This is a genomic window from Pseudomonas sp. YL2 (assembly GCF_023063025.1).
Classification (GTDB): Bacteria; Pseudomonadota; Gammaproteobacteria; order Pseudomonadales; family Pseudomonadaceae; genus Aquipseudomonas; species Aquipseudomonas putida_A.
In genome coordinates, this window is the sequence record NZ_JAJSLU010000011.1 from 119867 (window position 1) to 134876 (window position 15010).

Below are 15010 nucleotides of genomic sequence, written 5' to 3' on the forward strand. Positions count from 1 at the left end.
CCAAGTGCCCATCTGCACACATGATGTTGGTCAAGTAACGGAGGAGCTTTCATGCACGATCAAAGACTTCAAGATGCTAGCGGTTATGTCAGTTTTATCAGCCTGTTCAAACAGACTGATCTTGAGCGGGCCCTGTTGGTACACCGGGGCAGTGACGTTTATCAGTCAGTCTGGCGCTATTACTTTGCATGTATCGGGTTGCTTGATTCACCGCGATTGATTGAACCGCTGACACTGCTCAAACATTCGCTGGAACAGTTGATTGGCGTACCGCGTGTGCGCCGTGACTCCAATGGCCAAGCTGAACCGCCGAAGGACGCTTTATCGCGAATCTACAGCAGTATTCAGGCTTTCGAGACCCGTCTGCGAAACAGCGAGACTTACGCGAAGACTGCCGCAATACCGGTTGTAAAGAACCTGCACTTTGTCTGGCTGGGCGGTGGTCTGGGCGCGATCCAGCATGACTACCTCAATCTGTGGAAGCAAGTATTGAGTGGGCAGGGTTACAGCCTCCATCTCTGGTATGACAGTGACGCGTTACTGGCCTGGCAAACCAACAAGTTGATCGTCGAGGCCGCCAAGGCTGACGCCATGCAGCACGGCGGCAGCGAGAATATTACCGACGCCAGGCTGGGTACGCTGTACGAAGAGCGGGTCATCGTCCTCAAGCAGCAGATGTTCATGCACATCAATGCGGCGCTGGAGCGCGGGTTATCGGCAGATGAAGCGCGGGTCGACCTGCTGTCCCGTGCCTATGGCCAGGACGCGGCACAACTGGAAACCCTGATCGAGCAAAACCGGCGCAGTCTGTTGGCTCTGGCAGGCGGGGATCTGCAGTTGCGCGACTTGCGTGACCTCGACGCACCCCTGCGATTGCAGGACATTTATGATCGCGAAACCCGGTTGCGCGGCAATCTGGCCGCCGCCTCCGATGTGGTGCGGGTCGAGGCGGTGTATGACGAGGGGGGGCGCTACGTCGATGTCGATAATCTGCCGCCACTGGTCAAAACCATGGGCGGCATCGATATCAGTACGTTCGGCGGCGATGCGCGCCTTGGCGTGCTGCAATTGCTGCTCGATCACAACCCGCACTGGATGCCGGGACGCCAGGCATTGCGTGACCGGTACACCGATTATGTGGGCCGAATTCCCGAGGAACACCGCGCCGCGCTCGAGGCGTTTGCCCGGCAGCAGCCAGCGCTGAACGAGGTGTTTCAGGCGCCGGCCGAGCTGCTTGTGCGGCCGCAGGACCTGCGTGCGGTTGCCGTGCAGAACACGTTGAGCAACTCGTTCCTGATGGCTCACGCGCAATCGCCGATGCTCAAAAGCGTGATCGAGCGGTTTCGGTTCAATTATGAGGCCATTGATCAGACGAGTCGCCTCGCTGCCGAGCGTGGCGTCGCACTGAGCGACTTTGACGGCATGACAGGGCTGGCGCGCGAAGTGCTCGAGCAGACATTTGGCCCTCTGGCCGAACTGTCGATGACCGAGGACGTGGCGGCCAACTTTCTGATGCTGGCCATCGCGGGCTACTTCAGTGACGGTATTCGCCCGCAGAGCGAAGGGACGATTTATCTGACCGGCCCGGCGGCGATGCGCGATGGCATGGCCGATTACGAACGGCACAACTTCGTCCCGCGCGAAGCGGAAGCGTTACGTGTGGAGGCGGCTATCGAACCGCTGTGGATGGTCAACGACAAGACCGAGGAAGAGCAGGATCACTCCTGGAAAGACAACGCCAGTGATGCCGAGCAGTGGGTGCTCGACGAGCAGCAACGCTGGCGCGAAGGGCAGTACAGCGCGCGCTACAGCGGCGATATAACGGCATTGCTCACCCAGCAAAGCATCGTGTTCGAGGAGGGTTGGCCGGTCATTGAGGGCCGGCCGGTGCTGTTGACGGATGTATTGCAACGGATGATCGACAGACTCGGTGTACCGTTTGTGGCCGCGATGCGCGAAGGGCATAACGGCCCGCTGCGGTTCCCTGACGGACCGGGGCTCGGCTTCGATGACCGCCAGGCCATCAAGGCCCAGCCTGCCAGCCTCAAGGCTCCGGCGTCGCTCGACGATGCAAGCGTTCACGGGCTGGCGCTGGATGAGCTGCTCAGTGGTATTGCGCAGGAGCCGCTGCACTTGTTCCAGGCCAGCGCCTTGCAAAGGGTATTGCTGGGCCAGCTACTGGGCGTACGCTCGCTGGATAACCAAAGCTTCAAGCAGGTCGCGGCCGAGCTCGACAACCTCGCCAACAGCGTTGCCGAGGTAGGAGCATCGGTGCGTTATGCGGCCATTGAACGCCATCTGTATCAGCATCGGGCGCCGCAATTCATGGCCGGTCTCGCCAGCCATGTCGACCAGCCGATGGTCTCGTCGGACAGCGCGCTAACGTTGAAACGAGCTGCGCTGTCGCAGGCGCACACGCTGTTTCAATGGGGCCGTCATGTTGCCCATATCCAGACCATCGCCACCCGCGAACATCGTGAGCAGGTGATCCTGCGGCTGGGTCAGGTACTGGGGCAAATCGAGGCCAGTGACGTCAAACTGGTGCCGCAGGATCTGTTGCTCCAGGGGCCAGGGGATCCCGGTGGCCGTTGTTACCCGCTGGCGCTGATCATGAGCGCTGCTCTGGAGCACGGCGTGGCGGCGTCGCGACGCTTGCGCGAGCGATTCTTTCTGGCCACCGTCGAGCCGCAGCAGCGCGATTCAATTGTATTTCTGGAGGCGCTCGAGGAGTTGCGCGGCGTGCAGTTGCACGATATCGGCAAGCCGCTGGGGCGGGTCGATCTGCAGCAGCTCGGCACCACGCTGGAGGCGTTCGCCAGCTCGCGCACGCTGATGCTCAACTCGGATAACCACGCCATGCTGGTGGCGAAAACCTTCAATGGTGGGCGCGCCACCTATCACTTTTATGATCCCAATTTCGGCGTGTTCGAGTTCGGCCAGCCAGACCAGCTCCAACTGGCACTGACCGACCTTTTCCAGAAACAGGGCATGGCGAAATACTATGCGGCCTATGGCGACGACGCGCGCCCGACATTTGATCTGATCGAGCTGCAGGGGCAAAAGATAGCGGCGCTGGATCTGTCCGGCGGTTTGCGCGTCGGGCAATTGCTGGAATCCGACAATGTGCTGCCGGAGCATACACAGCGACCGATCCGTCGGCGCCTGAACAGTGCTCGCGGCCATTCGCTGGTCAGTAATCCGCACCTGGGGCGCAGCCTGCGCGATCTGGACAGTCATTGGTGGGGACAGCAGATTGCCCAGGCGACTGACGCTCTACAGCACTTGCATGCTGCGGCAAAACCGCTGGTGCCGTTGTTCGAAACCCTGGAGATGACGCCTGCCGGCGAGTACCGGATCAACCTGATCGATCCCTCGCAGGCCGAGCATGTGGTGCAGGTGGTGAGCTCCGATCACCGTCTGCTGCGCATCAGAAATTATCTGTCGGAGCAGTTTTCGGCACTGGGCACCCGAGCCTCGCCACAGATGGCAGAGGCGGGTGCCGTACACACGCTCAATACCGGCTTCACCATCCAGGCACTGATGAACGTCCTGCGTGGACGAGAGGGGGATGACCGCACCCTGACCACCGCCGTGCGCTTGCATGCTTACGTCAATTACGCGCAGCTGGTGCATGGCAATGTCACGGATATCGCTGGCCTGATCAGTCTGGTAAAAACCGCGCTCAATGAAGAGAAGATCATCGCCCGCACCTGTGCGCCGGTGGTTGGCGAGGCGCTGGGACATGTCGCCAACGAAGGCGTGGGCGCGGTGCTGGGGCTGGCCAATGTCGGTTTCGACATCTATCAATTGGCGACGGCAGACAACGAGATCGAGCGCGCGCAATTCGGCACCCAACTGGCCTTCGACTCCGCCAGTCTGGCGTTGACCGCCGGTGGTCTGGGGGCTGCCACGGCGGGCGCGGCAACAGCGGCCGCCGTGCTCGGTGGAGCCGGGGTGATCCTGGGCGGACTGGCCGTGGGTGTGGCGGCCCTGGCCCAGGGGTTTGCCAGGATCGCTGAGCAGGCGCAGGAGGTCGGGCTGTTCTTCGATGATCTGGAGCGGGCCTGTCGGGGTGTCGGTTATCGTTATGACGACGGACTCGGGGCGTGGGTCGCTCACCCCTCGCTGGTCGTCCAGAGCCTGGACTTCAATCGCACGATGCTGGTGCTCGACAGTCCGAAGGTGTATCGGCTGCGCGACCATTTCGGGGTGCCGGATTTCAATCCGGATGATCAACAAGCGCTCGATCTGCGGCGTGAACTGGGTCTTCCCGGCTACATCCACTTCGATCCGCCGAGCACGCAACTGGTCGTCCTGCCGTGCACGCCGACCACGTTCTACGGTTACGAATACAAGGCGCTCCCTTTCTCGACGCTGCGTCATGACACCGGCTTCGATACCGCCCGCAAGCTGGAGAAGAAGGATGCGGCTGGCCAGTGGCGTTTTCTGTTTTCGTTCTACTCCTTTCCCGTGCACTACATCATCAACCGTCTCGCACCGTCGTATCGGCCAACCGTGATCGAGGTGCGGCTGGATGCCCACGAACGTGCGCTGGCGGTGCCAATGATGCCGCAGGTCTGGCACGACAAGGTGTCGTACCGCATCGAGGGTGCGGGCGGCGCCTGCTCACTGATCCTCAATCGCGGGGTCAATCTCCAGTTGCAGTCCCCCAGCCTGCAGCAGTGCCGCTGGAATCTGGTAGCCGCCTGGGCCACCGAGAGGGATGTGCGGATCGACGTCGGCGGGGTTCTTTCGGTGGGTGGGGTGAAGGTGACGTTCGGCGGCAGAGGTCGGCATGAGGTCATGCTTCAGCTGACCGGGCGGCAATCGTTCAAGGTCAACCGCAGTGACGGACGACTGGACATTATCGAGCAGAGCGCGCCAGCCGGGGAGAATGAGCAGTCGCTGCTCACGCATTACCAGACACTGGCCCGGGAGCATCGGCTGGTGCTGCCTTACACGCCAGTTCATCACTTTCCGATTCCTTTCGAGCCCGAGAGCCAGCCGCGTCACACCACGGCCTGGTACGACGCTGCCGAGGATCGTTTTCTGTACATCCGCAGTGAAGAGGTACTGGCGGCCGATGAAATGCTGCTGGCGGCGGTGGTCGACGATTCTGCGTTTTTCTATGAGCTGCACAACTACGATATCTGGCAGATCGATGCCGTCAGCGGTTTGCTCAAGTGCCGCTACCGTCTGCTTGTCATGGAGGGGCAGTGCAGCATTCGGCGTATTGAAGTCGATGCGCAGGGCGTGATTCATATCGAACAGCAATGGCTGGGTACCGATCGGCAAGTCACGCAATTCAACTACCTGATCCATGAAGGCCAACTGCAACTGGTGGCAGTTACCCGAGAGATTGACCGTGAGCTGGGCCAGCGAGTGTTCGCCAACCCGACCTTGACGGATTGGTCGGTAGTGCTTGGTCACTATTTCACGTTATCGCCGGTGCCCGAACGCGCAGGCGTCAGTACCGTCGACTGGCAACCGGCCGCTTACGTGTCGGTCTGCTGGGCGTTCGATCCGGGCAAACGTGACCTGGTCTGGATTCGCAGCCGTGACCTGTTGTGCATTCATCCGTTTGCCTTCGGGCATGACCGCGGCTGGGTCGATTCGATCAAACAGCTTGGTGATCTGCTGCTTCTGCCGGTCAACGATGAGCACGAGCTGTTTTTCATCTACGACCGGCTGGCGCAAAAGCTGTGCAAGGTGCAACGCAGCGCGTCCGCTGGCAGCGAGCGCTGGCCGGCGCAATGGACACATCAATGGCTGCAGCCCGACGGGTTGAATGACGTGGTGCCGGTACAGGACGGGTATCTGGCCCTGACCGACGACGGTCTGTTCTTCAATCTGACCGCAGAGGGTGAAGTGCATCTGGGTGGCTTGAGTGAGCGCTGGCTCAGGGCGCGCGCACAGTGGTGGCAGGCACTCGAAACGCTGGCGGCGAAGTACCCGGTCAACAGTTTCGCCATTCTGGGTCTGCGCAACGCCGCCGGTGATCGCAGCCTGTGTGCCTGGTATGTGGATAACCGCTTGCTGCTGTGCGATCCGGGGCACGAACGGGAAATGCGCCTGCTCGGGGTCACACCGGACAACCAGGCGGTCTGGCTGTTCGATGTCGTCAACGGTGAAATCTGCAGTCAGCGGTTCTTCGACAGCCGGCAACTCGAGCCAGCATTCGGCAGCGGCGCCCAGTTACTGGCGAGCGACATGCTGCCGGCACCGCAGGCCGAGTGGGACGACTGGCGGTTCAGCACCGTGCGCAATGACGGCTCCGGTCTGTACGGGACATCGGTCAACGGCGTGTCACTCAAGCTGCGATATCAGGAAGCTGAAAGGATCATCGGCGTCGATCATCACTGGGCCAGCGAGCACGCGGAACATTTGCCGGAGTCTCTGCAGGCATTGCTGGAGACCGCCGAGCATGGGCCCTACATCGCCGTGGAGTCTGGCGCGGGCAACCTGCAATGGTACGACGTGGCGAATGCACAACTGATTCGTGTAGCAGGCCAGGATCTGCCACACGATTGCGAATTGCTCGGCACCCGCCATCGGCATGTGCTGCTGCACGAACTTCAGGCACACCGCGTACACGTCTACCCCGGTCAGCAGAGCATCGGCCCGTTCGAATACATGCGGCGCGAGGCCGAGGTGTTGGTGGTCGAGGGCCAGAACAAGGTTGAAGACCTGTTGCCACTGATCGCTGATGACGTGAGCTGTCTGGTGTTGCGCCTGGGGCAGGGCGGCGTCACGTATCACCTGTCGAGGGCCTGCTGGTTGCGGCTGGACTCGGTGATTGTCGATTGCCGTCACCCGCTGGGCGAGGTCCCGGCAATTCCCGGCAAGCTGGTCTGGGCGCTGGACGCACCGCAAACACTGCAACTGTCGTTTGTCGACGAGCACTTGCTGATTGTCGACCCGGATCGCCAGCACAGCCTGATCCTGCGGGATGTGTGCTCGGCGGATCCGGCGATGCGCGGTGACGTCTTCCTCGGGTTCGAGGGCGGGCGTTCCTATCCGGTATCGAGCCTGGTGCAGAGGCTGCGGGAAATCGTCGAAGTCGATGATGGCGACGGCAGTACAACGCTGGCGCAGTTGCTGGGAGCGGTGCCGGCCTGACGAAAGTCTTCGTTGGGTTTTTTGAAGTTTGTTTTTTCTCTGTGTCGCGACGGTTCATGTCGTCGCGATGGGTTCGTTTGGCCAAAAAAAAGGAAATTGCATTGAGCACTATGGATGAAGTCACGATGGGCAGAGTGTTCGCCGATCTTATTGCGCGCACAGAACTTGAGTCCGTCAGCGGTAGCCTGGGGGAGGCTCCTTTGCGCTACTACGACGGAGCTACGGCGGCTACCAGTCTTGCAGAACAATTGATAGCGATCAGATTGCTCAAGGACGCGATTGAATCAACACAGCTGGACGCCGCGGATGCTCAGGTCAATAAACTGCGCCTGAAACTGGGCGACTACGACCGCCGCTTGAGTGCGACTGTGAAGATGCTCTCCGCTGGCAAACCGATACCGCGCATCATGCATTTTGTCTGGGTCGGTGGCAGTGAGGTCGGGCCGAATCAGCGCGATTACATGAACATCTGGCGCAAGGTACTGGCGTCGCAGGGATATGCATTCAATCTCTGGTATGACAGTGATGCGCTGCTGGCCTTTGAAATGAATCGGGTGATTCTCGACAGTGCCCGTGCGGACACGATGAAGGTATTAAAGGACGAAAAGGTAACCCCGACGGGACTGTCGAGAATGATCGAAGACCGCGCACGGGTACTCAAACAGCAGATGTTCGACTACCTGAATCATCCACGCTGGGCCGGACGCGCAGACGAGGCGCGGATCGACCTGATGGTGCGGGGTTATGGCAAAGACCGTGCGACGCTCGAAGCCTTCCGCCAGAAATGTCTGGATTCGCATCAGGCCATGGTGGGTGAGGACTTGCGCCTGCGCGATGTTCGCCAGGAGTTTGCCAGTCATTTTCTGGCTGACGTCTACCAGCGCGAAGTCGCCATGCGCGGCAACTTTGCTGCTGCCAGTGACGTGGTGCGACTGCAGGCCGAGTTTCTCGAGGGCGGGCGTTACAGCGACATGGATTATTTGCCGCCGCTGATCGAGAGACCGGGCGGCGTGGACATCAGTGGTTTCAGCACAGACGCGAAGATCGGTGTCCTGCAGTTATTGCTCAACCATGACGATACCTTGATGCCGGGGCGCGATCGGCAACGTTATGTCGACAGAACCGGGCATATTCCCGCCGAGCATCTCGAGGCACTGAGCGCATTTGCCCGGAGCAGGCCGGGTGTGGAGCAGATTTTCGCTTCGCCGCAGCCGACGTCTTTATCCCAGGATGCCATCGGGCGCGGCGCGGCCTGGGGCAATCCGTCGTCGAAGGAAATGAATGCCTATGTTCTGGCTCATCCTGGCAGCAAGATGGTCAATGCGAGCATGCACTTCATCCGGGTGGCTTATGACTGCCTGTATGAGGTTGAGCGCCGCATGATACTCGCAGGCGTGACGCCAGCAGATGTGTCGTCAGTCGATGATATTGCAATCAAGGTCGTCTCTGAAGCACAGGCTGATGGGCGCTTGCCCAATACATCGCGTGAATATTCATCAGAGAAGCTCATACGCGCCATAGCTCAGTATTATCAGGACGGGATTCGTTTCGACGCCTTGGGCACCATCTACATGACCGGTCCGGGCGCACTTGAAGGCGGTGTAATCGGCTATGTCGAAAGAGAACTGCAGAGTGAACAGCTGAACAACATTCGCCATCATATGAAGCAGGTCGACGGCTTCAACGTCTTTACCGAAGAAGAAATGATCTCCGGCTGGGCAGTCAAGGATACCCCCGAAGACTGGCTGGCAAAAGAACATGAGAAGTGGAATTCGGGCAAGGTCAAGTCGCGCTACGCCGGTAATCTGGCCGACTTGCTGAAAGAGCGGACCCTCACGTTCAAACTTGGCTGGCCGGTCATAGAAGGAAAATCAGTGTTGCTGACTTCGGTCCTGCAGCAACTGCTTGATGATCTGGGTGAGCCGTTTGTACGGGCCATGAATGACCGCTTGACCGGTGATGTGACGTTCAACGTTCCCATCCACCTCGACTTTGATACTCGACAGCAGGTGCTGAACCAGACAGTCGACAAAGCTCCAACGTCCATGGGGGCCGAGTCACTGGGTAACCTCAACGAGGCCTTGGCGCGCATCGCGGCGGGCAAGTTGCCGCTGGATCAGTTGAGCCCGTTGCATCGGGTGATGTTCGGCGGCCTGTTCGGTGCCGCGACACTGGATCAGGTCGGGTTCGCAGACGCCTGGGCAACCACCGTCGCCTTTGCCGAAGATACGCGCGAGCGTGGCCTGGTCGCGCGCTACGAGGTGATCGAACAGACACTGCTCAGTCGCGATCCTGCACCGGTCGAGGCACGAGTCAATGCATCGGAGCGCGAATCGCTCGGGCAGAACTCCAGGGTGCTGAAGGCGCAGGCATTTGCCGAACCGATCAGCGTGCGGCAATGGCGCGAGTACGTGAGTCGGGTCGAAGTCGCTGCCTTCAGTGAGCGCCGGGCGTCGATCCTTGCGCGGGGCGCGGCAGTGCGCGAGGCGTTCTTCGCGGCGGGCGCACATACGGCCAGACAATTGCCGCAGGATTTGCTGCTGCGCGGTGCAGGGGATCCGGGCCGACGCTGCTATCCACTGGCGCTGGTGATGGCCGCCGCGCTGGAAAAAGGCGCTTCGGCCGAGCGCGCGCTGATCGGCAAACTGGCGATCGCCAACCTCACTCCCGACGCACCGCAAGCCCATGCCCTGCTCAAGGTGCTGGACGAGTTGCGTGGCGTTCCCATGGCGCGATTGGGCGAGAAGAGACCGGCGGCGAACCTGGCCACTGTGATGCAGACGCTGGAAGCGAAAACCGCTGCCGGCAGCCTGTTGCTCAACACAGACAATCATTCGATGCTGGTGAGCAAGGTTGTAGCGCAAGGCGAGACATCCTATCGCTTCTACGATCCCAATTTCGGGCTGTATGCGTTCGCCCGGATCGAGGATCTGCAACAAGGCGTCCAGCGCTTCATGCAGGAGCAAGTGATTGCCAGGCTATATGGTCTGGAACAGGGGGCTGCCAGCGTTTTCGAAGTCATCGAACTCGACGGCGCAAGCATTGCCGGTAAATCGTTGCCTTCGGAAATTAGCGTTGAGCATTTGCTCAGCAGTGATCCGCTGGGTGGCGGGCGTGCCGTCGAACCCTGGAGTCAGCATGCCGCCTTGCGCGCGCGTTCCTTGTCAGAGAACGCGCGTCTGGGACAGGCGCTGAGCAGTGTGGACAGCCACAAGTGGGCGCGGACGATCGAAAGCGCGACCCTGCGGTTACAGGACCAGCATCAACTGTCTCGTGACTTCGTTCCGGTGTTCGACTCCCTGAAGAGCACTGCGCAAGGGCGCAGCGAAATCACCCTGGTCAGTGCCAGTGATCCGCAGCGCACACGCACAGTGCAGACCGATGACACGCGCCTGCAAGGGATCAAGTCTTACCTGAGCGATACGTTTGAAGCGTTGTCCGGCAGACGCGCGGGGTCGCCAGTGATCGATCCGACGGATGTCGGTGCGGTGCACACGCTCAATGCCGGATTTGCCATTCAAGCCCTGCTGCTCGGGTTGCAGAACGCGGAGTCCGGGATGGGGGCGACCGCGTTGACGTCGGCAGTGCGCATCCACGGTTACCTGGCCTACGCGCAGATGGCTCACGGGCTGGTGGTCGACGCAGTACAACTGCTGAATCTGGTGCGTCATGCCTTTACCGATGGTCTGCGGGTGGCCAAAACCACCTCATCGATCGTCAGCAATGCATTGGGCAGCGTCTTGAACGAAGGTGTCGGAACCGTTCTGCAACTGGCCAGCATCGGCTTCGACATTTATCTGTTGGTCAATGCCCAAAACGATATCCAGCGAGCGGTCTATGCCACGCAGCTGGCCTTCGATTCAGCTGGGCTGGCGCTGGGTGTTGGCGCTTTGGGCGTGGGTGTTGCCGGTGCGGGCACGGCGGCGGCCTTTCTCGGCGGCGCGGGGGTGATTCTGGGCGGGCTGGCGGTGGGCATCGGCGCTTTGGTCGAGGGCTTCAGCGCCAGGGCTGATCGTGGAAGACGGATCGGCCGGTATCTGAATGACGTGCATGCGGCCTATCGACCTGAAAATCACTCGGTACAAGGCGATACCTATATCGCCAATCCTTGTGCGGTCTATACCGGGCTTGATTTGCGCAAAGGGCTCATTACCTTCGGTGGCCACAAAATTTTCGCCGCGGAAGATTACTCCTTTCTGCATAAGCCGAGGATCGTCGGGGATCGCAGCATGGCATTCAGCATTCGAGAGGCCCTCGACCTTCGCGACTCGATTTCCTTCGATACAGCGCCGGGTATTGAAAGCGTCGTGCTGCCGAGTGTGCCGGAGTGCTTCCTGGGCTTCGTCCATGAAGGTCTGCCTTTTGCGACAACGCTCAGAGAAGACATGGAAACGGCTTTGGCACTGGAAAAATACAAGCGGGGAGGCGAGCAGCAATTCTGGTTCAGCTTTTACCAGGCACCGACCGAATACATCATGGAAAAAATGGTGCCCAACTACGTGGAAACCCGCGTCAGTGTGGTGATTGGCCCTGACCAGCGTTTTCTGCATGTCCCCCCGTTGCCGCAAGAGGTGCACGGTTACCTATGCTATGACATCGATGCCGTTGGCGGGCACTGTTCGATCACCCTGGCCGAGGGCGTCAAGTCGTTGCGGCTGCAGGTTTCCTCCGATGATCCAATGACCTGGTCATTGCGTGCCCCATGGGTGAGTGCAGCGGCGGTGAAGCTGGAACTGGATACTTTTCAGTTGGGCTCGATGCGGGTGCAGGTGCCCGCCAGGAGTGTCGTGTACCTGCAACTTGCGGAGGGGTTCTATCAGGTTGGCTGGGCAACGGGAGCGCTGCTCTTTGCTGAACTCGACGCGCTCAACGATGCCGACGGCCCGGCCACACGCAAGCATTTGCGCGAACTCGCCCGCGCTCATCGTCTGGCCGATGGCCCGACGGTCATCCGCAACTATCACGATGCCCTGACGGGCGTTCGTACCACGGCCTGGTACGACCACACCGAAGATGCCCTGCACCTGGTGCGCGGACTGGACCCACAGTATGCGGCGCAGATCTGCATGGGACCGACGATCGGCGAGGAGATGTTTTACTACTGCCCGGTGCAGGGAATCATCTGGCGTACGGATCTGGTCACCGGACAGATCAAGCGCGCTTATCGGGTGATGAGAATACATTCGTGGGGCAACGCCTGCATTGTTGCGATTCAGGAGACGCCAGAGGGTTTGCTGCAGGTGGTTCAGCGCTTTGAAGATCAGTGGAAAAGCTTCTACAAGATCACTTACCTGCTCGGGGAAGACTCTCTTGTCATAACCGCGATTTCCGATACGAATACTGATCAGCCAAGCCCCGTACGCGAAGGGCGCGACAATGTCCGGGAGTTCCTCGAACAGCACATGAATCGGCACCATGAGCCGTTTGATGAACAGAGGGTGGAGTTCACATTGGGCGCGTTCATTGCGCTCGATGCCTTCGATGAGAATTTGCGTACTCTCACCCGAGTGTGGGTACGCAGCGACGATGGGCGGTTCATTCGACCAGTGCTGCGCGATACGGAAGGTACACCTGACTTCCTCGATTGCGTGCTGCTTGATCCGCTTCAATCGACCGGCGATAAAGTGTTGTTTCACCATCTGGGCCATCGTCTTGTTTATCGACAGCACATTGCCGCAGCGGATCAGATACCCGAGACCTTTGCGCAAAGTGTCTTGCCGCTTGAGGTGCAGCATATTCACCGCCAGGGCGGACAATACGTCATCCTCACTGACGAAGGCATGCTGTTCCAGATGAATGACGACGGCCAGACGCGGCTGGTGGGACTCAATCACGCATGGCTGTGGGCCCGCCAGCAGCGCACTGGGCAAGGGTTCAAGTGGTGGGAAACGGTCGGGACCAACATTCAGAACGGGTCCGCCGATGGCGTGGAAGTCGGAGGTATCAGCGATGCAACGGGCAAGACATCGCTGTATGTCATCTATCTGGATCAGCAATTTCTGATTGCCGACACGGCGGGCAAAGCCATGCGCGTGTTGAGACTGACGCCTGACAAAAAAGCGGCGTGGTTGATGGACTGGGCAACCGGTCGAATCTATCGTCAACCCTTCATGACACCTGAAAGCCTGGCGACGGCATTCGGTTCGGGAACACGTTTGCTGCAGGCACATTTGCTTGCCCCGATGCAGCGAGTCATGCCACGACACACTTTTGCCTGGGCCGTGCCCCATGCATCAGGTCTGCGCGCCCGCCGGCATGACCATGTGTTGTTCGACCTGTTCGAAGGTGAATCGCCGCGTATCGTCGGCGTTGAAGTCGAGTTTTTCAACGATGTGGATTCCCTTCAGGCACGGGAGCAAAAGCTGGCGCGATTGCTTGCAGGTCAGCACAGCGCTCCGTACTTGACAGCGGGCCGGAGTGATGGTCTTTGCCGCTGGTATGACGTCGCTGCCGGTCGTCTGCTCAGCGCCACGGTGTCAGGCCGTGACTGGCCGCACTATCTGGGCGTGGCGAATGGTCAGACCCTGGTGCTGCATGATCCTGTAACGGGCCAATTGTTCAGCAACGCCAGTGAAGACGTTACGCGCATTGATGCATGGATGACTGTGGAAGGGGTCAGCCGGGTTGCAGATACGCTGGTTATCGATGGCATCAAGTCAACCGGCAAGGTTGCGCCGATTCCGGCTGGCGTCGATACGTTGGTCCTGCGTTTTGCGCAATCCGCCTCCTACCTTTCGCTCGACCGCCAGAGCTGGGACAGCCTTGACTGCCTGATTGTCGACCTCGATTTTCCCGAGGCGGCAAAAATCTATCTGGCGCTGACGCTGGAGCCGATGCAGCGGTGGCTGGTCTCGATGTCCGGCGGTCACCTGCTGCTGACGGATCCCGACTCGGGAAGCAGCATCATCTTGCGTAATGCCGCGAGCGTGGAGGCGGCACGGCAACAGCAGGTGACACTCGGTATTGCGTTACCTGACGAGATTTCGGTGACCGTTAGCCTGGAGGAGCTGATGAGTGCAATAGCTACCGAGTCCTTGCTGGAACTCGGTGCGTTGATCGGGCTGTCCAGCGACCAGTAAGCCATTGCGAGTTGGCAGATCAGACCGGCTGCGGAGGTTTTCCTCCGCAGCCCTTTTTCGTTCAGGACACCAGGTAGCCCTTGATCCCGGTAAAGATGATTTGCGCCGCCAGTGCGCAAACGAAAAGGCCCATCAGCCGGCTGACGATCTGCAGGCCCTGATCACCGAGAACCCGTTCAATGTGATTGGACAGATACAGCACCACCCCTACGGTGAAACTGGCCAGAGTGATGCTCATGATCGCGGTCAGTTTGTCGTCCCAGTGTGGTTGGCTGACGCCCATCACCAGCAGGGCGCCGATGGTGCCCGGGCCGACGGTCAGCGGGATGGTCAGCGGGACGATCGTCACGTCCTGTTGCACGTTGTCACTCTGCACCACAGGCTTGCCTTGGGCCATGCCCAACGCCGAAATGAACAGCACGCTGCCGGCACCGATGCGGAATGCGTCCGCAGTGATCCCGAATACATCGAAAATCACCCTTCCGAACAGATACAAAAGGACGCTGGACACCAGGGTGGCAATCGCCACTTTCCAGGCCAGGCGCCGCTGTTCCTTGCGCGAGTAGCCACGGGTCAGGCTGATGAAGCAGGACAACACGAAGAACGGGCTGTAGAGCACCAGCATCTTCAGGTAAACGCTGAATAACACGTGGAGCATGGTTTGCGCTCGCATTCCGAGGGGGTGAGCCGGAGTTTATCAGTCGATCTGTTGGTTGTGGGACAGGTTTTAAAGGTGCGTGTTGTTTGTTTTGTGTGAGGGATTATGGTTTTTGCTTATTTGTTCTCTGTAAATGAAGTTACATGTTTAAGTT

General features: G+C 59.7%; 3 protein-coding genes. 2 read left to right on the forward strand and 1 reads right to left on the reverse strand.

Annotated elements, in window-relative coordinates; translation table 11 throughout:
* Positions 1 to 51 precede the first annotated feature (51 nt).
* Complete coding sequence (locus tag LVD08_RS17050) at positions 52 to 7119, forward strand: TcdA/TcdB pore-forming domain-containing protein (protein WP_247268725.1); 7068 nt, start codon at positions 52 to 54, stop codon at positions 7117 to 7119.
* A gap of 110 nt (positions 7120 to 7229) precedes the next feature.
* A complete protein-coding gene (locus LVD08_RS17055; RefSeq protein WP_247268763.1) occupies positions 7230 to 14198 on the forward strand; it encodes a TcdA/TcdB pore-forming domain-containing protein in 6969 nt (2322 codons plus the stop codon).
* 61 nt (positions 14199 to 14259) lie between these two features.
* Here LVD08_RS17055 and LVD08_RS17060 read toward each other — a convergent pair whose 3' ends face one another.
* The gene (locus tag LVD08_RS17060) at positions 14260 to 14856 is read right to left on the reverse strand and encodes a MarC family protein (protein ID WP_007961956.1); all 597 of its coding nucleotides are present in this window, start codon (positions 14854 to 14856) and stop codon (positions 14260 to 14262) included.
* Positions 14857 to 15010: the final 154 nt, after the last annotated feature.